Consider the following 21,173-nt stretch of genomic DNA (forward strand, 5'->3'; position numbering starts at 1 on the left):
CGCCCGGCACCCGCCCGGCACCCGCCCGCGGCGCGCGCTCCGAGCGCGCGCCGCGGGCGCCCGTTCACCCCGAGGGCCACCCGTCGTCGTCGGCGGTCCTGTCGAGCGCCCGCCGCAGCCGGGACCGCTGGACCACGGCCGCCACCCCGCCGACGGCGAGCAGCAGCGCCGCCCCGCCCAGCAGCGCGGCGTCGGTGCCGGTGACGGCCAGCGGCTGGTCGGGCGCGGGGGGCTCGGCGGCCGGCTCGGGCTCCGGCGGTACGGCCGCGACCGTCAGGGTCTCGGCGGGGTCGCCGCACTCGCCGACGGAGAGCACCTCGCCGTCGACGGTGGTGGTGCGCTCGACGTACCCGTAGGTGCCCGGCCGCTCGGTCGGGTACCGGCCCGTGACGTACTCACCGGCACCGTCCGTCAGCGGGATCGGCACCGAGGTCCACACCGGCTCCTCGCAGACCAGGGTCTCGCCCTCGGGCGCGTGGAACAGGTCGACGACCGTCGTCGCCCCCGCGGGCACCGCGCCGGTCACGACCACGACGTCCCAGAGCTCGTCGCCCACCACCGGCCCGGCCTCCGCACGGTCGCCCGCCGACGAGGGGCCGGTCGACGGGTCGGCCGGCGCCGCGCGCGCCTCGGTGCGCACCGCCAGGTCGTACGTCACCTGGGTCGTCTCGTACGGCAGGCCGCACACGCCCGTGTGCCGGACCGTGCCGTCCTCGGCGTGCAGGGTCTCGACCCAGTACACGGCCCCGGCGGCGTCGGGCGCCGCCGTGCTCCCCGAGTCGTAGAGGCCGGCCCCGGCGACCGGCACCGGGTCGGAGGTCCACAGCAGGGTGTCCTCGTCGCACACGGGATCCGCGTCCGGGTCCTGCGGCCCGTAGGCGCGGAACACCAGGTGGTCCCCCGGGTCGGTCGTCCCGGTCACGAGGGCGAGGTCGTGGAGGGGCGCTCCGGTCGTGGCGGTCGGCTGCGCCCGGGTCACGACCGACGGCGGCACCACGACCTCCGGCGGACCGGGCACGTAGAACACCTCCCGCAGGTCGTCGAACGGGCTCACGAAGGGCTCGACCCGGTCGTCGCCGGCGAACGCGTAGACGAACACGAAGTAGTCGCCGCCCGGGTGGGTCGCGCGGTGCGGCGCCACGATCGGGTGCGCGTCGTCGTAGCCGACCTCGAACGTGCCGTTCACCGCCGCGAGCGTGTCCGTCCAGTGCACCGGCACGTCCGAGGGCACGGCGGGGCCGTCCGGCGGCGCGGGCAGCGGGCCGTAGACCGTCACGGTGGCCTCACCGAGGTCGGCGGACCAGCCCCCGAGCCCGCCGAACTGCCCGTGGTCCCCGGGGTACCCGGTGATCGTGATGCGGTCGAACGCGCGTCCGCCCGGGGCGACGTTGTACTCCCGGACCTGCGACTCGTGCGCGAGGTCGAACCGGTCGACCGCCGTCTCCACCTCCTCGAACCACGGCGCTGCGAAGTCCTCCCGCACGTACTCGGCGAACGGGCCGGCGTCGGCCCGGCGGATCGTGACGACCGCGGTGTAGAAGCCGGGCCCGCTCGCGCGGACGGTGCCGGCGGTGCTGACGGTGCCCGGTCCCTGGGCGACCACGCGCTCCACCCCGGCGACCGGTGCCCCGGCGGGCGGAGCGGCCGCCTGCGGCTGCGGCTGGTCGTACGGCCCGTACCAGGTGACGTCCGCGGGCAGGGTGACGGGGGTCCCGTCGAGCACGGCCCACTCGTCGCCAGGAGCCGCGGTGAACGTCACGACGTCGACCAGCGGGTCACCCGCGCCGACCACGACGTCCCGGACGGTGGTCGACGCGCGCGGGCGGAAGTCCTTCACGACCTCGAACGGCTCGCCGGGAACGGTCACCTCCGCCGGGTCGTGCCCGGGCCGGTTGCCGTAGGTGAGCTGGTCCTGGCGGTTCGAGGGGAGCTCGAGGACCGTGACCGTGGTCCGCCACGCGTCCGGGAACCGGACCTCGTACGACACGGTGCCGTTCCCCGTGGCAGTCCAGCCGAGGGTGATCGGCGCGGCCGTCGTCCTGCCCGAGTACGTGCGGGTCCCGGTCGCGTCGAGGGTCGCGGGCCCGGTGAGGGTCACGGTGAACGGCGCGTCCACCACCGCCTGCCCCGACGCGGAGCGCAGGGCGATGCCGCGGATCTCGCCCGTGCGGGTGCCCGCGCCGGCCACGGAGCCGGCGGCGCCGGTCCACGGGCCCGCCTCGGCCGCGGCCTGCGCCATGATCTCGGCCGCCCGGTCCTTCACCACCTGCGGGGTCGCGGCCGCGAGCAGCGAGCGCACGGCGCCGACGTCGCCGCCGGCCATCGAGCCGGGACGCTCGTGCCGCTGGTGGACCTCGTACCCGAGCGCCGCCTGGGTCAGGTCGTCGGTCGACCAGCGGTGCCGCGCCAGCGCCGCGGCGAGGTGCGGGTCGTCCACGTGGGTCGCGCCCACGGCGACGTCGGCCGGCCCGGAGGCGGTGACGCGTGCCTGGACGCAGTAGCCGTGCTCGTCGGAGCCGGCCGGCCCGTCGAGGGGGCCGAGCTGGACCGGCCCGTAGCCGGACGGGGTGATGCTGATGCCCGCCGCGGGGACCGCCGCCGCGGCGGTCTGCGGGTCGGGGGCGAGCAGCAGGGCGACGCACGCACCCGCTGCGAGGACGGCTGCGAGCAGCGCCGAGGTGGCGCGGCGGGCATGCCAAGATGGCCGTGCTTGCATGTCAGGTCTCCTGAGGAACTGTCGAGCGGGCACGAGGGCCCGGTGTGCCAGCACCGGGCCCTCACCGCTGAGGTGGTCGGTCGTGCGGGGATGCGACGGTTCGGCGGTCAGCCCAGGGGCGCCTCCCCCGGTACGCCGGCGGTCACCCGAGGTCCCAGACGTCGCCGTGCTCGTCGCCGCCCCAGCCGCCGCCCTCGGTCTCGACGACGACCGTCCAGCCGTCGGGCACCGGGTCGCCCGGCGACCACCGGGACAGCCACCCGTCGTAGCGACCGGGGCCGCTCCCGGAGCCGGCCCCGGGGCCGCTCGCGGACCCGCCGCCCGAGCGTGCCCCGCCCCACGAGCCGCTGCCCGCGACGCCCGCGCCGGCCGCCGAGGAGGACCGCGTCGCGGACGCCGCCGCACGCTCGGCCGCGAGCCGGTCCTGCTCGGCCTGCCACGCCTCCCGGGCGGCAGCGACGTCCGCGGTCGCGACGACGAGCGCGTCGGCGTGCGCCCGGGCGGCGACAGCCGCGGCGTCGAGCGCCGCCGTCCCGTCCGGGGCCGGCGCGCCCAGGACGCCGTCGACCACGGCCACGGCGTCGGCCAGGACCTCCCGGGCGGCGTCGTCGAGCACGCGGCCCTCGGTGTCCGCGAGCAGGGCGCGGGCCCCCTCCGCGGCGGCGGCCAGCGCCTGCACGGCGTCCGCGTGGCCGGTCCGCGCCCGGTCGAGCTCCCACGCGTCCCACGCCAGCCGCACCTCCAGCGTCGCCTCGGCGACCCGGGTGGCGCGGTCGGTCGCGGCCTCGGCCTGGGCGAGGCACCAGGCGGTGGCCTCGCCGCGCGGCAGGTCCGGATCGGGTTCGGTGGCCGGCAGGTCGAGGAGCACCGCCGCGAGCCGGCTCCGGACCTCGTCGTCGGCCACGCGCCCGGCGGAGGCCGCGAGCGTCGTCCGGCCGTCGGCCCGTGCCGCGCGCAGGTGCGCCGCGGCCTCGGAGAGCGTCGCGGCGGCCTGGGCGTGCACCTCGGCGGCGCGCGCCTCCCGCTCGCGCAGCACGCCCACACCGACACCGGCGAGTGCCGTCACCAGGAGGGTGGCGACGACCCGCGTGGCCCAGCGCCGGGTGGTGCGTGGCCGAGGCGGGACGGGCTCGTCGGCGCGGGGGCCGGTGAGCGGGTCCGTCGGCGGACCCGCGATCGGACCCGCAGTCGGGCCGCACGCCGTCGCAGCGTCGGGCGGTACGGGGTGAGGGCCGGGTTCGGCGGGGACGGCGTCGGTGGGCGCCACGCGGGCTCGGGCACCGCTGACGGCGACGTCCGAGCGATCGGCGTCGGCGGAGAGGGCGTCGGCGCGGACGCGAGGCCGGGCATCGGAGGGTTCGGGATGGGCGCGCATCGGTGGTGCTCCCGGGATCGGGGACGGTCGAGCGCGGCTGAGGCACCGACTCTAGCGAGGAGGACCGACCCGGTCGCCAGTCCGTCCCGACGCCTGTGGACGAGACCCGGCGTGTCCGCGCCACGACCCGCGCGCACGAGCGGTCGCCCGCCACGTACGAGCAGTCACCCACGCCGCACGAGCGGTCGCCCGCCACGTCCGCTCGCCCACCCGCGCCGCGCGGGCGGTCGCCCGCCACCACGGAGCAGTCGCCCGCGTGCCCGAGCGGTCGGCCGCCGCGCCCGAGCCCTTGCTCTCCCCGCCCGCACCGCCGGCGCCCACGCGCCGCCTCACCCCCGGGCGGTCACTCCTCCGCCTGCACCCACGCCGGCTCCTGCGACCCGGCGGGCAGCGTCACCGTGCCCAGGTCCCCGATGGTCACGGTGAGGTCGCCGTCCGGCGCCACCCCGTCGGGCAGCGCCACGACGCTCGTCGCGGGGACCCAGTCCATGGTGCACGGGCCGTGCCCCAGGTCGGGGAACGCCACCGCCACGGTGCCGTCGCCCGAGGCGGTCGCGGTGGGGTCGGCGACCGCCGGGCAGGAGCCGGACCCGAGGGTGACGACGTAGAGCAGGCCGTCGTCGGAGGTGCGCGCCGCGCCGGCCGTCGCGTCCACCGGCGGCGCGGCGAGGTCGTCCGGCAGGCCCACGACCGACGAGCCCGCGGCGAGCTCGAGGGTCGGGGCCGGGGTGGGCGACGCGGGCGCGGTCGTGGGGTCGTCGGTGGCGTCGCTGGAGCCCGCGCCGGACGCGCAGCCGGCCACCAGGGCGACGGCACCGGCGAGGACGAGGGCCCGCGACGGCCGGCGACGGACACGCTGCCCGACCGGAGCGGGTGGCGCCGCGGAGCGGTCGGTCGAGCGCGCGGGGGCCGCGGCGGTGTCGTGGGTCGTCGGTCGAGGGGCCATGGGAGCACTCCGATGTCCGGCTGCGGATGACGTACGGTCCCGCGCTGCGGCTGTCGCCCGCGACCGCACCTCGAGGCTAGCCGCACCCGGCCCATGCGTGGCGCGCCGTCGGCACAAATGCCGAAAGCGGGCTTTTGTGTAGGTATCGACACCATTTGCGCGCGTTTCCGGTGCGAGTACTCCTGGATGCAGGACGTGCGCCGCCCTGGATCTGCTCCGGTGACCCCGCAGCCGAGAGCGGTGCCGGCGCGGCACCACCCGACGCCATCACCGACCCGGCGCCGAGAACGTGTCTCCCCACCCCTGCACCGGAGCGCCCGATGACCGACCTGACCTCCCCTCCCACCGACCGGGCCACCTGCGGCTGGCTCCCCCTCCCCGCGGGGCCGCCGCCCAGCCCGCCGCCCGACCGCATCCGTGACCGCCCCGCCGAGCCGGGCCCGCACACCGCCGTCCCGGCCGCCCCGGCACCCGCGAGGACGGCCGCGCCCACCGGCCCGCCGCCCGACGACCACGCGCCGGACCACGCGCCCGACCCCGCGGCCGTGCAGGCCGCCATCGAGACGCTCACGAGGTGGTTGCGCTGCGGCGGGATGCTCGTCTGCTCGTCCGACGACGACGCCGCGACCGACCCCGGCCGGGCGCACCCGGCCGCCGCGGCCGACCCGGGGCCGGGACCCGCGCCCGGGCAGCCCGGGACGACCGGCCGGCCGCCCGGCACGACCGAGCCGGCCGAGGCCGCGTGCCGCCAGTGCCGCGCGTCCGACGACCCGGTCGCGGTGCGGGCCTGGGCCCGGGAGCGCGGCTTCCGCGTCGCGGATCGAGGGCGCCTGCCGGCCGCCGTCGTGGCCGCCTACGTCGCGGCGCACCCGCACCCCTGAGGGGTTCGGCCTGCCCGCGCCCCGGCCAGACTCGTGGGTCCGGCAGGACCGCGCGTCCGGCCAGACTCGTGGGCCCGGCAGGACCACGCGTCCGGCCAGGCTCGTTGGTCCTGCAGGACCACGCGACCGGCCAGGCTCGCGAGGCCGGCCGGCCCATCGGTCCGGCCGGTCCGCGGGTTCCGCCACCCTGACCACCTCGCCACCCCGACCAGCCCGCCACCCCGAGCCCGCACTCGACTGCCCCCACCCAGGAGCCCCGTGCCCACCGCCCCCCTCGTCCTCGTCGCCGCCGTCCTCGGCCTGGCCATCGGCTCGTTCCTCAACGTCGTCGTGTGGCGCGTCCCGCGCGGCGAGTCGGTCGCGAGCCCCCCGAGCGCCTGTCCGCGCTGCGGGCACCGCATCCGTGCGCGGGACAACGTCCCGGTGCTGTCGTGGCTGCTGCTGCGGGGCCGGTGCCGCGACTGCGCCGCGCCCATCGCCGCCCGGTACCCGCTGGTCGAGGCCGGGACCGCGCTGCTGTTCGGCGGGGTGGTCGCGCTCGCCGGTCCGACCTGGGCGCTGCCCGCCCTGCTGTACCTGGCGGCGCTGTCGGTGGCGCTCACACTCATCGACCTGGACGTGCAGCGGCTGCCGGACGCGCTCGTGCTGCCCGCCTACCCGGTGTGCGCGGCGCTGCTCGCCCTCGCGTCCTGGAACCCGGGCGGCGAGCCGGCGTGGGGCGCGCTCGGCCGCGCGGCGATCGGCGGGGCCGGGCTCCTGGCGCTCTACCTCGCCGCAGCGCTGGCCTACCCGGGAGGCATGGGGCTCGGGGACGTGAAGCTCGCGGGGGTGCTCGGCCTCTGCCTCGGGTGGTTCGGCTGGGACGTGCTGGCCGTGGGCGGGTTCGCGGCGTTCCTGCTGGGCGGGCTGTACGCCGTCGGGCTCGTGGTGACGCGTCGTGCGGGCCGTCGGTCGGGTATCCCGTTCGGGCCGTGGATGCTCGTCGGGGCGTGGCTCGGGATCGCCGCCGGCGAGCGGGTGGGCGACTGGTACCTCGGCCTGCTCGCGTAGCGCGGACACCAGCGCCGCGGCGCCGGCCCCGGGGGGCCCCGCGGGGCTCCCCGCGCGCCGAGCGTGCATGCGACACGTCGAGTGAGTAGTCGGCGGATGCTCACTCGACGTGTCGGGTACCCACTCGGCGCCCGCGGCGGCGCGGTGCGCGGCCGCGCGCGCCCGAGCCGCCGTCAGCCCGCCCCGAGCTCCGTGATCGACCGCACCCGCCAGGCCTCGCCGAGCAGCGGCGCGAGGTACGGCGGCGCGGCGTGCGCCAGGGCGGGGTCGTGCACGATCGTCGGGTAGTTCCCGCCGTCACCGTCGGCCGCCGCGGGACCGAACGCCCCGGCGTACCGCTGCGCCAGCGACCCGTGCACCACGACGTCGACGCCGGACGTCCCGTGGTGCTGCACCCGCAGCGTCCCGGACAGCGCCTGGACGGCGGCCTGGATCTGGACACCCGGACCGGCGGCCTTGTCGGGGTACGGGACGCCGGTGCGCTGATCGCTGTACCGGTGCGGCCAGGCGTCGAACCAGGAACCGACGCGGCTCTCTGCCTCGGTGGGTTCGCGCACCAGCACGCCCCCGATCTCGAGCCCGAAGTCCCAGCGCGCGTCGGCGGCGTCGGTGCCGGACCCGGGCAGGTCGGTGACGACGGGGTTCAGGACCTCCACGTCCCGCCCTGCCACGACGCCGAGCAGGCACTCGGTGCCGTCCTCCGCGCACGCGTCGCCGGGTCCGGCGCCGGTGCGCAGGACGTCGCCGGTGACGACGACCGACTCCTGGGCGACGAAGGTCAGCCCGCCGCCGCCGTCGTCGGCACCGGGCGAGAACTGCCCCTCCAGGTAGAGGTTCCCGTACCGCGCCCACTTGGTGGTCCGGGTCGTCTCGGGGTCGATCACGCCGGTCAGCCACCCGGGGCCGAGCGCGGGGTCCGGGGTCGGGCCGTGGTCCCCGACCGGCAGCCAGCCGTACCAGGAGTCACCGCCGACCTGCGGGTCGACGGTGTTCAGCGGCGTGTCCACCGCCCAGGTCCCGGCGGCGCCGGCGTACTCCTGCGGCGTGGTCCAGACGACCACCGCGAGCCCGTCGGGGACGTCGACCACGCCGGTCCCGCAGGTCGGAGGCGTCCCGTCGGCACCGGGGACGGCGACGACCGCGCCCCGTGCCGCCGCGGCGTCCGTCCCGGGCGACCACACCCGCATCGTCCTTCCCTCGCCGATGATCCGGGTCGCGCCGTAGTAGTGGCAGCCCGGCACGTCCGCGTACAGCGTCGCGGTGCTGGCCGGCAGCGCGGTCCAGCTCCGCTGCACGGGCGCCCAGCCCCCGAGCAGCGCCTCGGCCTCCGCCGCGGACGCGTCCCCGCCCGCGGCCGCGCCGACGCAGGACGTCCAGGTGGCCGCGTCGTCGTCGGCCGGCTCGCAGGCGGGGTCGGCGGTCGCGTACTCGCCGTCGACCAGCGGGTCCTCCGCCGTCGGGTCGGTGCCGCCGACCGCCAGCCGGTCCCGGGTCAGGACGCTCCCGGTGATCGAGTCCCCGGCCGTGAGCGTCGCGAGGTTGGCGCAGTCGTCCGCCCGGTCGGCGGCGAGCAGCAGCGTGCCGGCACCGCAGCCGTCCGCCAGGTCGGTGGGCAGCCCGAGCGCGCGCCGCCCCTCGGCCCACGTCGTCGGCTCGACCACGTCGGTGGCCTGGTGCAGCGCGTGGTCCGCCGTCGACGCCCGGGCGAACCGCACCTCCAGCGTCCGCTCGACCGAGCTGGACCGCCCGGTCACGGTCAGGGTCAGCGAGGTGGCCCAGACGTCGTCGAGCTCGTCGGGGGCGGTCGTCACCTCGTAGTGGTACGCGGGCGACGAGCCGGGGTCGTCGCCGTCCGTCACCGGGGCCCACCCCGTCTCCCCGGCAGGCCACGGGCAGGTGTGCTCCAGGACGTCGGGGTCCTGCCCGACCAGCGCCGGGTCTTCGCAGTCGACGTCGAGCCACGACGCAGGGTCGTCGAGCAGCCGCTGCTGGTAGTCGGCGGCCCCTGCCTCGGCCGCGGCGCCCGCCTGGGTCCAGTGCGCCTGCCGGGCCGCGGGACGGACGGCGTTCGCCGCGTACACGGCGGTGACCATCGCCAGCGCCGTCAGCGCGAGGAAGGTGAACAGCACGGTGACGCTGGACAGGCCGGAGTCGGACCGGCGGAGGTGGCTCATCGCAGCAGCCCCGAGGGTGTCAGGCGGTCGGTGAACCGGGACGGCTCGTCGCCGGTGGTGGGGTCCTGCTGGATCGCCAACGCGACCAGCACGGTGCGGACGCGGTGCGGGGCGTCCGTCTCGTCCCCCTCGGCGTCGAGGTAGCGGAACAGCGGGTCGGCACCGCCACGCACGGCGCGGGCGAGGACGACGGTCTGCACCCGCCCCTCGCACTCGGGGGTGGCGTCGTCGTCCGCGCAGTACGTGGCCCGGGCACCCTCGACGGGCCGGCGGGTGGTCTGGGTCAGCTCGCCGTCGACGAGCGCGTACTCCACCCGCGACGGCCCGGCCCTCCCGCCCGGGTTGTCCAGGTCCGCGTACACGGTGAACGCGTCCGGAGCGAGGTCGGCGAACGCCGCGCGCTCCCGGCCGCCGACCGTCGTCGGCACCACCGCGCGCCCGATCACCCGGGACAGCTGCATCAGGGCGTACCGGCCCTCCTCGGTGTCGTCGACCCGGTCCCACGCCGCGCGGTCGGAGCGCTGGATGCCGGCGGTGAGTGCCGCGACGCCGACGAGGACGATGCTGAACACCGCCATCGCGACGATCAGCTCGGTCAGGGTGACGCCCGCGTCCGCGCCCGGCACCCGGGGTCGACGCACGCGCCGCCGGCGGGCGGTCACCCCGCACCCCCGCGCGCGATGGTCACGACCCCGTCCGCGTCCCGCACCGCGAGCACCTCGCCGGTCACGGACAGCGCGACGTCCACGGTTCCGCCCGGCGGCAGGGCCACGGGTGCCAGCGAGCCGGGACGGGAGCCGAGCCACAGCGTGTAGTCGGTCGGCCACAGCGCGCGGACGGTGAACTCGCGGGTGTCCTGGAACAGCGACACGACGGCGTGCTGGCTCGCCACCACGTTGTTGCCGACGCCCTGGCCGATGACCATGACGCGGTACCAGGCGCCGTGGTCCTGCGCGGTGAGGGCGGGGGTCTCCCAGGTCCAGAGGTCCCGTTCCATGACCTGGTTCTGCCAGGTCCGCCCGCGATCGGTCGACCGCTGCCAGACCATCCACACGAGCTCCCCCTCGGCGGTGCCCTGGGCCTCGAACGTCAGCCGGTCGCCGACCGAGGCCGACTGGCTCATGGGCGGGACGGTGATCTCGGGCCGTGGGAAGTGCGGCAGCTCGCCCTCCTCGGTGAGGACGCGGATCGTCGCACCGCGGGAGACGTCGAACCCGATCGCGTTCGACACGACGGCACGGACCATGAGGCCGTCCTCCACCCGGTAGTTCCCGGGGAGCACCGCCCCGGCGACGAGCTCCAGCTCGAACATCGCCTCGCCCTCGGCGACGTCCTCCCAGTCGAGCCCGCCGGTCGTCGAGGCCTGCCACAGCACGTGCAGCGGCTCGTCCCCGGTGGCGGCCACCCCGAGCGTCGCCGACCCGTCGTGCGCGAGCTCCTGGTCATCGGGGTGCAGCGTGAGGACGGCCTGATCCGCCACCATGCCCGGCGTGCCGTCCCACCAGACGGCGTCCGTCGCCAGGTCCTGGTGCCGCATCGGGTACCGCCAGGACGTCCGCGTGCGGTCGTCGGCGACCACCGCGTCGTCGACCTCGGCGGTGCTCCGGATCTGCTCGGGCGCCGCGCCGTCGGACGGCACCAGCGTGACGGGCAGGTCATCCAGGTCGGGGCCGACGAGCGCGTCCCACGCCTCGTCCAGCACTGTGAACCGCAGCGTCGCCTCGCGCCGGACCTCGACGACGGCGGACCGGACCGTCCCGGCCTCGGCCCGGCCGAGGTACTGCGCGCCGGTGCTGAACCGCCCCTCGGCCGTCACGTACTGCGCCGACTCCTGCGCCGCGTCGCCCACCTCGACGGCGTACCAGTGGTACGGCGCAGGGTCCGCGGTCGGGTCGACCTCGAACAGCGCGCAGCCGTCGGCGCTCGTCGTCGCCGAGGAGACCGCGGGCGTGCCGCCGGTGCGCTGCAGCGAGGCGAGCAGGTCGACGCGCATGCCAGCCACCGGTGTGATCTCGTCGTGCACCCGGACGGCCACGAACGACCGCTCCGCGAGCGCCGCGCGCTCGGTCAGCCGCACCGGCGAGGAGCCGGTCTCCCAGGACACCTCGACGGCGACCTCCACCAGGGCGGCGGACGACACGGCGGCCGAGAGCCCCGCGCTGCACACGTCCGCGCCCTCGGCGGTCACGACCCGGGCGGTGCGGGACACCTCGAACGGGATGCCGCCGACCTCGACGGTGCTCGCGTCGTCCAGGAAGGTCGGGTCGATCGTCGGCGTGACCGGACCGCCCGCAGCGGCGGCGAGCGGCTGCGCCGCCAGCTCCCGGGCCTCCGCGACGACCGACGACGCGAGGTGGGTGGCGGCCACCCGGCGCTGCGTCTCCACCGACATCCGGAACGTGCCCATCACGAAGGTGAGCAGGCTCGCGGCGAAGATGCCGAACAGCGTGGTGGCGACCACGGACTCGACGAGGGTGAAGCCCTCGTCCCGAGCGCGGCGCAGCCGGGCCGGACGCCGGCCGGGGGTCACGGGGGACCCTCGCCGTCGGGGTCGGCGGCCTCCTCGGCGGGAGTCTCCGCGGGCGGGACCGCGGCGGCGTCGACGAGGACGAAGGTGGACCCGGTGATCGTCATGGTGTCGGTGCCGGGGTTGTTCCACGCCGTGACCAGCAGCAGCCGGTCGTCCATCGACTGCAGATCGCTGAGGTACTGCATCTTCTGGTCGAAGGTGCCGTCGACGGACAGGTTCACCTGCACCTGGTACAGCCGGCCGCCGCCGACGTCGGTCGCCGCCGGTTCCGCACGGGACACCGAGGTGACGACCGCGCCGGACCGGGCGGACAGGTCCGCGAGCTGCTGGACGAACGACTCGAGCTCGAGGGTCGTCGGGAAGTGCCGCCGGAGGTCGGCGAGCTCCGCGTCCAGCGCCGGCTGGTTCTCCCGGTCGGCCGCGAGGCGCGCGATCTCCAGCCGACGGTCGTCGTTCGTCTGCTCGGTCCGGTCGGCCGCGGTGCGGGCCTCGTGCGCCTCGTCCAGCATCGGGGACAGCGCGAGGAACCAGCAGCCGGCGGCGAGCAGCAGGGCGACGACCACGGTCCCCGCCCACCACAGCCTGGGCGTGTTCGTCATGCCGTCTCCTCCTCCGGGGCCGTGCCTGCGGCCTCGTCCGTCGTCTCGACGTAGCGCTGCGAGCGCCGGGAGTCGTCGATCCGCACCGTCCCGGACACCTTGTGGACGCCGGTCTGCTCGTCGCGCTCGACGGAGGTGAACGTCGCGCCGAACAACCCGTCGATCGCGTCGAGCGCCGTGAGCAGCTGCCCGCTCTGCTGGAGGGTCGGCACGTGCGCGACCCAGGTGATGGTGCCGATCGCGGGGCCGGGGTCGAACGGGTCGTCGTCCGCGCGGTCCTCGTAGTCCGAGTCGAACGTCATGGTGATCGACATGCTCTCCATCGAGGCCCAGGTCGGGACGCTCCCGCGGACGTGCCGCACGAAGTCCGCCCACAGCACCTCGTTGCGCATCGCCTCGGCGATCGCCGAGCGGACGGCGGAGATGTCCGACCGCAGCGTCACCAGGTCCGCGTAGGTGGCGATCTGCGCAGCGAGGTCGTCGGACTCCGCCTGCGCCGCGGTCTGGCGGGACTGGGCCGTCGACCGCGTGTCCATCCCCCACGCGAGAGCCCCGACCAGCGCCAGCACCACCACCAGGAGCAGCGCCACGCACTTGAGCCGCACCGCCCGCACCGCGCGCCGGCGACGCACGAGGTCGGGGAGCAGGTCGACGACCGGCACGGCCGCGACTGTCGACTCGGCGTCGCGCACGGTCTTGGGCGCGCGGTCGCGCTGCAGCAGCGGGCTCATGCGGCACTCCCGACGGCCAGGCCTGCGGCCACCGCCCAGGCGGGCAGGCTCCCGTCGCACGTGCGCGCCGCCCTCCCGTCGACGGCGAACACCCCGTCGGCCCGGGGCAGCGACACGGGGACCCGGGCGAACGTCGCGAGGTACTGGCCGAAGCCCGGCAGGCCCGAGCCGCGGCCGGTCAGGAGGACCGCCTCGACCGGGCGGTTGCCGCTCTGCGCGTGGAACGCCAGCGTCTCGGCGACGGTCGCGGCCATCCGCTCGGTGTGCCCGGCGATCATCGGCGCGAGGTCCCCGTGCAGCGCGCGCTCACCGTGCAGCGCCTGCTCGGCGGTACCCGGGTCCACCTGCAGGATCCGGGCGAGCTCCGCGACCAGCGCCTCGCCGGCGACCGCGCCGAACCGCACCAGCTGCGGCACACCCCGCTCGGCCACCACGATCTGCATCCCGTCGGCGCCCACGTCCACGACGGCGATCACGGCGTGCGGGCCCTGCGGCACGACCACCGCGCGGACCAGGGCGAACGCGGCGAGGTCCACGCCCACCACGCGCAGTCCGGCCTGCTCGACCGCCTGCACCGCCGCGGCGGTGGCGGCGTCCGGCACGGCGACCAGCAGCCCCTCGACCTCCTGCCCGTCGCGGCGGATCGGGTAGAAGTCGAGCACGCAGTCCGCGACCGGCACCGGCAGGCTCTCCTGCACCAGGAACGGCAGCGAGGCGCGCATCTGCTCGCGGCTCGCCGCGGGCAGCGTCATCGGGCGGACGATCGCGTGCTCGCCCGCGACGCCGAGCACGACGTCCCGGCTGCGCACGCCGGCGGCCTTGCACGCCCGCCGGACGGCCGCGGACACCCGCTTGGGGTCGATCACCTCCGCCCGTTCCACGCAGCCCGGCGGCAGGGGGTGCTCGCCGAACCGCAGCAGCCGCAGCCGCTTGCCGGGCGCGCCGTCGACCTCGGCGACCCGGACCGCGGTGCGGCCGAGGTCGACGCCGATGCGTCGGTTGGTCACGTACAGCTCCTCATCTCGGTACGAGGTCCCGCCCGCCCCGAGCCGTGCTCGGGGCGGGCGGGTCCCGTTCGCCGCCCGGGTGGGCGGTTCGACGTGGCGGTCGGGGCCTGCGGTCAGCCCCTGGGCGCCATCACGGGAATGTCGGCGTCAGCTCGGAGCCGTCAGCGAGGCTCCCGCACATTCCCTGCTCGAGCCCGCGCTGAGCGGAGTACCGCCACGTCTGCTCCCGGCCCGTCTCGGTCGCCACGTTCACGCACCAGCTGTTCTGGTTGATCGCGGTCTCACCGTCGTCGTTCGGGTAGGGCAGCAACTGGATGAGCGCGTTGGGTGCGGCGACGTTTCCGGTCCCGTCCATGAGCCGGACCGTTGCCGACACCGCGCCGAGCTCGTCAGTGTTGTCGTCCGACGGCGTGGCAGTGCGGTCGCTGGTGACGAAGTAGTTCGCCGGCTCGTCGACGGTGCCTCGCATTCCCAGTGCGATGCCCGCCGGGTTCCCGGTGACCAGCTGGGTCTGGACCTCGCGCCCGATGCCGGACACGTCCGACTGGGCGGCCGAGTCCCGGGCCCGCGCCTGCTGGTTGATGTACAGCGGGACCGCGATCGCAGCCAGGATCCCGATGATGACGATGACGACGAGCAGCTCGGTCAGGGTGAAGCCCGTGTCGTCCTCACGTGCTCGCCTCAGGCGTGCAGACATCTCTCTGTCCTCCGTGTTCGATTCCAGGTGGTGCAGGAAGTGAGGTCGCGGTCCGGCACCGCTTCCCCGTCCGTCGCCGCGCGGTCACCGGTGCGGACGGCTGTCGACGGCAGATCTGTGATGGGGCGGTGCAGGGATCAGTACTGGCCGCAGCGCCCGTCCTCCAGGCCGCGCTGAGCCGAGTACCGCCAGGTGCCCCACGGCGTCCTGCCGTTGTCCACGGACACGTGCACGCACCAGTTGGTCTCGGTCAGGTTCGTGGCGGCCGGGTTGATCGCGTCGTGGATGACCAGGGGAAAGCCGGTCCAGCTGCCCTCCGGGCTGGTGACGAACGTGCCGCCTTTGCTCTGCGCCTGTCCGTCGGCCCGAGCGAGGAACACGTGGTCGGACACTCGCCCGAGGCTCTCCCACGTGTTCGGGGCACCGTTCGCGGCAGACACGCGGTACGTCACACCGGCCGTGCCTCCCGCGGGGATCGGCCCGTAGCCCACGCGGACGCTCGTGACGTCCTCGGTCACGAGCTGGGTCTGGATCTCCCGCCCCAGTCCGGACACGTCCGACTGGGCGGCCGAGTCCCGGGCGCGCGACTGCTGGTTGATGTACAGCGGCACCGCGATCGCGGCCAGAATGCCGATGATCACGATCACGACAAGCAACTCGGTCAGCGTGAAACCTTCGTCGAGCCGGTCGGCGCGACGCCGCAGTGCCCTCATTCTCATCACCATTTCCATCACATCTCGCTCGTCACCGTCAGAATGGGCATGTACAACGCGAGCAGCATTCCCCCGACGATTCCGCCGATGAGCACGAGCAGCAGCGGCTCCAGCGCGCTGGTCAAGGCCTCGGTGCCTTTCATGACCTCGTCGTCGTAGAAGTCCGCGACGTGCTTCAACATCCCGTCGAGGTCACCGGCGTCCTCGCCGACGGTGACCATCTGCACGACGAGGGACGGCAGCACGCCGGTGCGCTCGAGGCTCTCGGCGAACGACTCGCCGCCGCGCACGGACTCCCCCGCCTGCGCGGCCGCCTGCTCGATCACGATGTTGCCGCTGGTGGGCCCGACCACCTCCAGCGCGCGGGCCAGGGCGACGCCGCAGCTGACCATCGTGGACAGGCTGCGGGTGAACCGAGCGATCGCGAGCTTGCGCATCAGCGTCCCGACGAGCGGGGCCTTCAGCAGCCGCGGCTCGACGGCCTCCCGGACCTTGAGGTCGCGCCGGTGCCGCCTCCACCACCACGCGAACGCGCCGATCGCGGCGGCCAGCGGGAGCGCGGCCACGACCACCACGTCCGACAGCACGACCAGCGCCTGCGTCGGAGCGGGCAGCTCCGCGTCGAGCCCCTCGAAGATCGAGGCGAACACCGGCACGATGAACACCAGCATCACGACCGAGGCCAGCACCGCGATCCCGAGCACGACGATCGGGTAGACCATCGCCCCCTTGATCGTCCGCCGGAGCTTGAGGTCCGACTCCATCCCCGCGGCGGCCGACGCCAGCGCCTCGTCCAGGAAACCGCCGACCTCCCCGGCCGCGATCAGCGCCCGCGCCACCGGCGGGAAGACGTCGGCGTGCCGGTCCACGGCCTCGCCCAGCGAGGCACCGCCGCCGACCTCGGCGTTCAGGTCGCGCAGCACCTCGGTGAGCGCGGGCTTCTCGGACTGGTCGACCAGCACGTTCAGCGCCCGCGGTAGCGGCAGCCCCGCGCGGACCATCGTGGCGAGCTGCCGCACGACCATCGCGACGTCGTTCGGCTTGACCTTCTTGCCGCCGAGCGAGATCTCCTTGTTCATCCCGGTGCTCGCGACCTCGGCGATCGAGGTGGGCACCAGGTTGAGCTCGCGCAGCCGGGTCGCGACCGCGCGCTCGGTGGACGCCTCGATGCGGCCGGTGACCTGGCGGCCGTCCGGCCCGACGACGGCGTACTCGAACGTCTTCATCCCGCCGGCCATCAGAGGCCCCCCGCCCCGTAGCCGGCGGCCCGGCCGCACAGCCGCTCGAACGCCTCGACGTCGCGCGCCTTGTCGAGCCCCGTCTCGTAGGTGATGACCCCCTGGAGCACGAGGGCCGACAGCGCCTGGTCGAGGGTCTGCATGCCGACGTCGCCGCCGGAGTGGATGGCCGAGTAGAGCTGGTGCTGGCGGCCCTCGCGGATGAGCGCGCGCACCGCCGGCGTCGAGATGAGGATCTCGACCGCCGGCACCCGGCCGCCGCCGTCGGCGCGGCGGCACAGGGTCTGGGACACGATGCCGCGCAGGGTGCCCGCGAGCTGGGTGCGGACCAGCTCCCGGCCGTCGGCGGGGAACGAGTCGACGATGCGCTCGACGCTGCGGGCGGCGTCCTGGGTGTGCAGGGTCGCGAGCACGAGGTGCCCGGTCTCGGCGGCGGTCAGCGCGGTCTGGATGGTCTCCGGGTCGCGCATCTCGCCGATGAGGATGATGTCGGGGTCCTGCCGCAGCGCGTGCCGGAGCGAGGCCGCGAACGAGTCGGTGTCGCCGCCGATCTCGCGCTGGGTGATGAGGCAGCGCCGGGACCGGTGCCGGTACTCGATGGGGTCCTCGACCGTGAGGATGTGGTCGTGCCGGGTGCGGTTGGCCAGGTCGAGGATGCCGGCCAGGGTCATGGACTTGCCGGAGCCGGTGGGGCCGGTGACGAGCACGAGCCCGCGCGGCATCGACGCGAACGTGGCGACCACCGGGGGCAGGCCCAGCTGGTCCAGGCCCGTGATCCGGTCCGGGATGAGCCGCATGGCGACGGCCGTCCGGCCGCTCTGCCGGTACACGTTGACGCGCGCGGCGTACCCGGCGGCGACCTCGTGCGAGAAGTCCAGCTCGTGGTCGGCGTCGTACCGCGCGAGCTGCTCGCGGGACGCGAGCTGCTCGACGACCGCGCGCACCGCGGCGTCGCCGAGCACGCCGACGGTCTGCGACGGCCGCAGCTCGCCGTGCACCCGGAGCAGCGGCGGGTGGTCGGCGGCCAGGTGGATGTCGGACGCGGCGAGACCGATGCCCTCCTGCACCACCAGGGTCAGCGGATCGGCCGGCGCGGCGGGCTCCGGCGCGGGCCGGTACCCGCCGGTCACGGGCTCGACCAGGTCGGTCGTGACCGGCCCACCGGGCCGGACGGCCGTCGACTGGTACCAGGGCGTCGTCATACGACCACCCGCAGGAGCTCCTCGAGCGAGGTGCGACCCTCGCAGACCTTCTGCCAGCCGTCCTCGCGCAGCGAGACCATGCCCTCGGCGTGCGCGGTCGCGGCGACCTCCTGCGCGGAGGACCGGGCGACGGCGTGCCGCTCGATCGGCTCGGAGACCTCCATGACCTCGTGCAGCGCGAGGCGGCCGCGGTAGCCGGTGCCGGAGCACGCCGGGCAGCCGACGGGGCGGAACAGCTCGACCGGCCGCGTGGGGTCCGGCCAGGTGAACCCGGCGGACCGCAGCTCGGCGGGGGCGGGCTCGTAGGGCTCGCGGCACCGGGTGCACAGCCGGCGGGCGAGCCGCTGGGCGACGACGGCGTCCAGCGCGGACCCGACGAGGAACGGCTCGATGCCCATCTCGACCAGCCGGGTCACGGCGGACGCGGCGTCGTTGGTGTGCAGGGTCGAGAGCACCAGGTGCCCGGTGAGCGCCGCCTCGACGGCGATCTGCGCGGTCTCGTGGTCCCGGATCTCACCCAGCAGGACGACGTCGGGGTCCGAGCGCAGGATCGACCGGAGCGCGCCGGCGAACGTCAGGCCGGCCTTCGGGTTGACCTGCACCTGGTTGATGCCGGGCAGCCGGTACTCGACCGGGTCCTCGACCGTGATGACGTTGATCTCCGGCTTCGACACCGCGTTCACGGTCGCGTAGAGCGTCGTCGACTTGCCGGAGCCGGTCGGGCCGGTGACGAGGATCATCCCGTACGGCTTGGAGTAGGCCCGCTGGTAGACCTCGAAGCTGCGCTCGGAGAACGACAGGTCGCGCAGGGCGAGCCGCGCGGTCGAGTTGTCCAGCACCCGCATGACGATCTTCTCGCCCCAGACGGTCGGCAGGGACGCGACGCGCAGGTCGATCTTCTGGCCCTGGTGCACCACCGACATGCGGCCGTCCTGCGGCTTGCGCCGCTCGGCGATGTCGATGTCCGACATGACCTTGATCCGGGACAGGATCGCGGCCTGCATCCCCTTGGGGGCGGGCTGCTGCTCCTTGAGCACGCCGTCGATCCGGTACCGCACCCGCAGCTCGTGCTCGGCGGGCTCGACGTGGATGTCGGAGGCCCGGTCGGCGATGCCCTGCGTGACCAGCAGGTTCACCCAGCGCACCACGGGGGTGTCCGCGTCGAGGACGTCGCCGATCTCGGCGATCTCCCCCGAGGTGGTCTGCGCCTCCTGCATGGACTGGCTGAGGTCGGCGATCTCCGAGTCCGCGCGGACCCAGCGGTCGATCGCGGACTCCAGCGCGCGGCGTGAGGCGACGACCGGGCGCACGGTGCGCCCGGTGAGCGACCGCAGGTCGTCGAGCGCGAGCACGTTGCCCGGGTCGGCCATCGCGACCAGCAGCGCGCCGTCCTCGGTCCGCACCGGGAGCACCATGTGCCGCCGGCACACCGGACCGGGGACCAGGGCCACCGCGGTCGGGTCCAGGTCGGCCGTGTCGAGGTCGACGTAGGTCATGCCGGCCTGCTCGGCGAGCGCGCCGACCAGCTGCTCCTCGGTCAGCGCGCCCGAGGCCACGAGGGCCGGCCCCAGCGGGGCGCGTGTGGCGACCTGGGCGTCGAGGGCGGCGAGCAGCTGGTCCTCGTCGACGAGGCCGCGCTCGAGCAGGATCTCCGCGAGCTGCTTCACGGCAGACCTCCGGCGGGGCTCAGCGGCGGGGCGACGGGGGCGAGCCCGCGCGCGGCGTCGGCGACCCGGTCGACCAGCGCGCTCAGCGCCGCGTCGTCGAACGGCCGCGCCTCGTCCGCGCACCGCTCGGCCAGGTCGCGCAGGGCCGCGAGCTGCTCGTGGCTCATCCGCAGCCGGCCGTCGATGGGCGACACGTACGGCGCCAGCTGCCGGGACACCTGGTAGCGCGGCACCTGCACCCGCCAGGTGGCCAGGAACCGGTCGGTGCGCCGCAGCCGCTCGTGGGCGACCTCCAGCCCGAGGCCGACCCGCCGCAGCACGGCGGCGCCGTCGGCGAGGTCCTGGCGCGCCGTGGCGAGGTCGTCGCGCAGGCAGGTGCACAGCTGCGCCAGGTGCTCGGGGCCGAGCTGGGCGGTGCCGCGGTCGATCTCGCGGGCCGCGTCCACCACGGCGTCGCCGTGCAGGCGCGCGAGCGCGATGCGGAACCGGACCCGCAGCACGGTGCGGCGCGCTGCCGCCAGCTCGGGCGCGAGGTCGGCCAGCATCTCCCCGACCTCGTCGCCGAGCGTCGCCATGGCGCCCGCGGTGCTGAGCAGCACCGGGGCGGTCTGGGACACGGTCGCGGACGCGTGCTGCGCGAGCTCGGTGACCTCGGTGAGGGCGGCGACGGCGGTCAGGGCGTCCCGCTCCACCTCCTGCAGCTGCTCGGCGAGCAGCTGGAGGCCGTCCATGCGCGCCATCAGCCCGGCGACCTCGCGGTCGACGGCGACGCAGGTGGCGAGCACCGCACCGACCGGGCCTGCGTGCTGCTCGGCCGGGCCGAGCGGCTGCCGCCGCTCTGCCATCGCCAGGACCTCCGCCGGCATGACGGTGTGCATGAACTCCTCGGCATCGGCGAAGCCGAGCTGGCCGATCCGCTCGCCGAGGCGGGCGCAGCCGACCGCCGCGACCGCGACCCCGCCCAGGCCCTCGGCCTGCGCGTGCCGCTCGGCCACCAGCACGTCCGCGTAGGCGCCGGCGGCGGCGCTCCAGAACGCGTCCACGCCCGGCGCGATCCGCACGGACAGGTAACCGTCGCCGAGCGGGGTGACGGTCGCGAACACCCAGTACGCGGCGCCGTCGCCGGCCAGGTTCTGCACGTAGGCCGAGAACGGTTCCCCGGCCTGCAGGGTGTCCCACATCAGCTTGAACGCCCCAGCGGGCATCTGCGGGTGGCGGATGATGTTGTGCGGCGCCCCCACCAGCGCGGACCACGGGTGCGCCGCGACGCGGGTGAACCCCTGGTTCGCGGCCGTGATCACCCCGCGGCCGTCGGTCGTGGAGAAGATGAGGTCCCGCGCCCCGACCGTGCGGGCCGCCCCGGTGGGCTCGACGTGCTCAGCCACGGCGCAGTCCCTCCATCGCGAGCCGCACCAGGGTCAGCAGCGTCTGCTTCGTGGCGGTGCGCGACCGGGCGTCGGTGTACAGCACCGGCACGTGCGCGGGGACGGCGAGGGCGGCGCGGACGTCCTCGAGGCGGTGCTTGGCGACGCCGTCGAAGCAGTTCACGCCGACGACGAACGGCACGCCCCGGGACTCGAAGTAGTCGACGGCCGGGAAGCACTGGTCCAGGCGGTCGGTGTCGACCAGCACGACCGCGCCGATCGC

General features: G+C 75.6%; 17 protein-coding genes and 1 pseudogene. 2 read left to right on the forward strand and 16 right to left on the reverse strand.

The window, feature by feature from the left end; translation table 11 throughout:
- Positions 1 to 64: 64 nt before the first annotated feature.
- From FS882_RS20370 to FS882_RS20380, 3 genes are all read right to left on the reverse strand, one after another.
- Complete coding sequence (locus FS882_RS20370; RefSeq protein WP_158376033.1) at positions 65 to 2,716, reverse strand: hypothetical protein; 2,652 nt, start codon at positions 2,714 to 2,716, stop codon at positions 65 to 67.
- Between the two features lie 142 nt (positions 2,717 to 2,858).
- Entirely contained in the window at positions 2,859 to 3,782 is a 924-nt protein-coding gene (locus FS882_RS20375; protein ID WP_158376035.1) for a hypothetical protein, read from the reverse strand.
- Between the two features lie 652 nt (positions 3,783 to 4,434).
- Positions 4,435 to 5,037: a hypothetical protein gene (locus FS882_RS20380; protein ID WP_158376037.1), complete on the reverse strand. Its 603-nt coding sequence runs from the start codon at positions 5,035 to 5,037 to the stop codon at positions 4,435 to 4,437.
- 320 nt (positions 5,038 to 5,357) lie between these two features.
- Here FS882_RS20380 and FS882_RS21720 point away from each other — a divergent pair, with 320 nt between their 5' ends.
- Both FS882_RS21720 and FS882_RS20390 read left to right on the forward strand, forming a co-directional pair.
- Positions 5,358 to 5,918, forward strand: a complete 561-nt coding sequence (locus tag FS882_RS21720) for a histone-like nucleoid-structuring protein Lsr2 (protein ID WP_158376039.1) — start codon at positions 5,358 to 5,360, stop codon at positions 5,916 to 5,918.
- Positions 5,919 to 6,176: 258 nt separating this feature from the next.
- Entirely contained in the window at positions 6,177 to 6,968 is a 792-nt protein-coding gene (locus FS882_RS20390) for a prepilin peptidase (protein WP_158376041.1), read from the forward strand.
- Positions 6,969 to 7,141: 173 nt separating this feature from the next.
- Here FS882_RS20390 and FS882_RS20395 read toward each other — a convergent pair whose 3' ends face one another.
- The 13 genes and pseudogenes from FS882_RS20395 to FS882_RS20450 form a co-directional block, all read right to left on the reverse strand.
- Positions 7,142 to 9,142, reverse strand: coding sequence for a hypothetical protein (locus tag FS882_RS20395; protein WP_158376043.1), 2,001 nt, complete (start codon positions 9,140 to 9,142; stop codon positions 7,142 to 7,144).
- The gene (locus tag FS882_RS21230) at positions 9,139 to 9,804 is read right to left on the reverse strand and encodes a type II secretion system protein J (RefSeq protein ID WP_187365407.1); all 666 of its coding nucleotides are present in this window, start codon (positions 9,802 to 9,804) and stop codon (positions 9,139 to 9,141) included. The genes FS882_RS20395 and FS882_RS21230 overlap by 4 nt, the downstream gene beginning before the upstream one ends.
- Positions 9,801 to 11,672: a prepilin-type N-terminal cleavage/methylation domain-containing protein gene (locus FS882_RS21235; protein WP_187365408.1), complete on the reverse strand. Its 1,872-nt coding sequence runs from the start codon at positions 11,670 to 11,672 to the stop codon at positions 9,801 to 9,803. The genes FS882_RS21230 and FS882_RS21235 overlap by 4 nt, the downstream gene beginning before the upstream one ends.
- Complete coding sequence (locus FS882_RS20405) at positions 11,669 to 12,271, reverse strand: hypothetical protein (protein WP_158376045.1); 603 nt, start codon at positions 12,269 to 12,271, stop codon at positions 11,669 to 11,671. Before FS882_RS20405 ends, FS882_RS21235 begins: the two co-directional genes overlap by 4 nt.
- Complete coding sequence (locus FS882_RS20410) at positions 12,268 to 13,002, reverse strand: hypothetical protein (protein ID WP_158376047.1); 735 nt, start codon at positions 13,000 to 13,002, stop codon at positions 12,268 to 12,270. Before FS882_RS20410 ends, FS882_RS20405 begins: the two co-directional genes overlap by 4 nt.
- Positions 12,999 to 14,009, reverse strand: coding sequence for a pilus assembly protein PilM (gene pilM / locus FS882_RS20415; RefSeq protein WP_187365409.1), 1,011 nt, complete (start codon positions 14,007 to 14,009; stop codon positions 12,999 to 13,001). The genes FS882_RS20410 and pilM overlap by 4 nt, the downstream gene beginning before the upstream one ends.
- A 130-nt stretch (positions 14,010 to 14,139) precedes the next feature.
- Positions 14,140 to 14,706: a type IV pilin protein gene (locus FS882_RS20420; protein WP_158376051.1), complete on the reverse strand. Its 567-nt coding sequence runs from the start codon at positions 14,704 to 14,706 to the stop codon at positions 14,140 to 14,142.
- A gap of 137 nt (positions 14,707 to 14,843) precedes the next feature.
- Positions 14,844 to 15,419: a prepilin-type N-terminal cleavage/methylation domain-containing protein gene (locus FS882_RS20425; RefSeq protein WP_262348445.1), complete on the reverse strand. Its 576-nt coding sequence runs from the start codon at positions 15,417 to 15,419 to the stop codon at positions 14,844 to 14,846.
- 17 nt (positions 15,420 to 15,436) lie between these two features.
- A complete protein-coding gene (locus FS882_RS20430) occupies positions 15,437 to 16,645 on the reverse strand; it encodes a type II secretion system F family protein (RefSeq protein ID WP_262348446.1) in 1,209 nt (402 codons plus the stop codon).
- A gap of 11 nt (positions 16,646 to 16,656) precedes the next feature.
- Positions 16,657 to 17,859, reverse strand: coding sequence for a type IV pilus twitching motility protein PilT (locus tag FS882_RS20435; protein ID WP_158376057.1), 1,203 nt, complete (start codon positions 17,857 to 17,859; stop codon positions 16,657 to 16,659).
- Positions 17,856 to 19,526 carry a GspE/PulE family protein gene (locus FS882_RS20440; protein WP_158376059.1) on the reverse strand — a complete coding sequence of 557 codons (1,671 nt, stop codon included), beginning with the start codon at positions 19,524 to 19,526 and terminating at the stop codon, positions 17,856 to 17,858. The genes FS882_RS20435 and FS882_RS20440 overlap by 4 nt, the downstream gene beginning before the upstream one ends.
- Positions 19,523 to 20,911, reverse strand: coding sequence for a PAS domain-containing protein (locus FS882_RS20445; protein ID WP_158376061.1), 1,389 nt, complete (start codon positions 20,909 to 20,911; stop codon positions 19,523 to 19,525). Before FS882_RS20445 ends, FS882_RS20440 begins: the two co-directional genes overlap by 4 nt.
- Positions 20,904 to 21,173: pseudogene (locus FS882_RS20450) on the reverse strand (ATP/GTP-binding protein); the annotation flags it as partial. The gene FS882_RS20445 and the pseudogene FS882_RS20450, both read right to left, overlap by 8 nt.

Source organism: Cellulosimicrobium cellulans (assembly GCF_007679345.1).
Lineage (GTDB): Bacteria > Actinomycetota > Actinomycetes > Actinomycetales > Cellulomonadaceae > Cellulomonas > Cellulomonas cellulans_A.

Coding starts and splice junctions, on each gene's coding strand:
- FS882_RS20370 (WP_158376033.1), bottom strand. CDS start 2,716: ATGCAAGCACGGCCATCTTGGCATGCCCGCCGCGCCACCTCGGCGCTG.
- FS882_RS20380 (WP_158376037.1), bottom strand. CDS start 5,037: ATGGCCCCTCGACCGACGACCCACGACACCGCCGCGGCCCCCGCGCGC.
- FS882_RS21720 (WP_158376039.1), top strand. CDS start 5,358: ATGACCGACCTGACCTCCCCTCCCACCGACCGGGCCACCTGCGGCTGG.
- FS882_RS20395 (WP_158376043.1), bottom strand. CDS start 9,142: ATGAGCCACCTCCGCCGGTCCGACTCCGGCCTGTCCAGCGTCACCGTG.
- FS882_RS20405 (WP_158376045.1), bottom strand. CDS start 12,271: ATGACGAACACGCCCAGGCTGTGGTGGGCGGGGACCGTGGTCGTCGCC.
- FS882_RS20410 (WP_158376047.1), bottom strand. CDS start 13,002: ATGAGCCCGCTGCTGCAGCGCGACCGCGCGCCCAAGACCGTGCGCGAC.
- FS882_RS20420 (WP_158376051.1), bottom strand. CDS start 14,706: ATGTCTGCACGCCTGAGGCGAGCACGTGAGGACGACACGGGCTTCACC.
- FS882_RS20425 (WP_262348445.1), bottom strand. CDS start 15,419: ATGAGGGCACTGCGGCGTCGCGCCGACCGGCTCGACGAAGGTTTCACG.
- FS882_RS20430 (WP_262348446.1), bottom strand. CDS start 16,645: ATGAAGACGTTCGAGTACGCCGTCGTCGGGCCGGACGGCCGCCAGGTC.
- FS882_RS20435 (WP_158376057.1), bottom strand. CDS start 17,859: ATGACGACGCCCTGGTACCAGTCGACGGCCGTCCGGCCCGGTGGGCCG.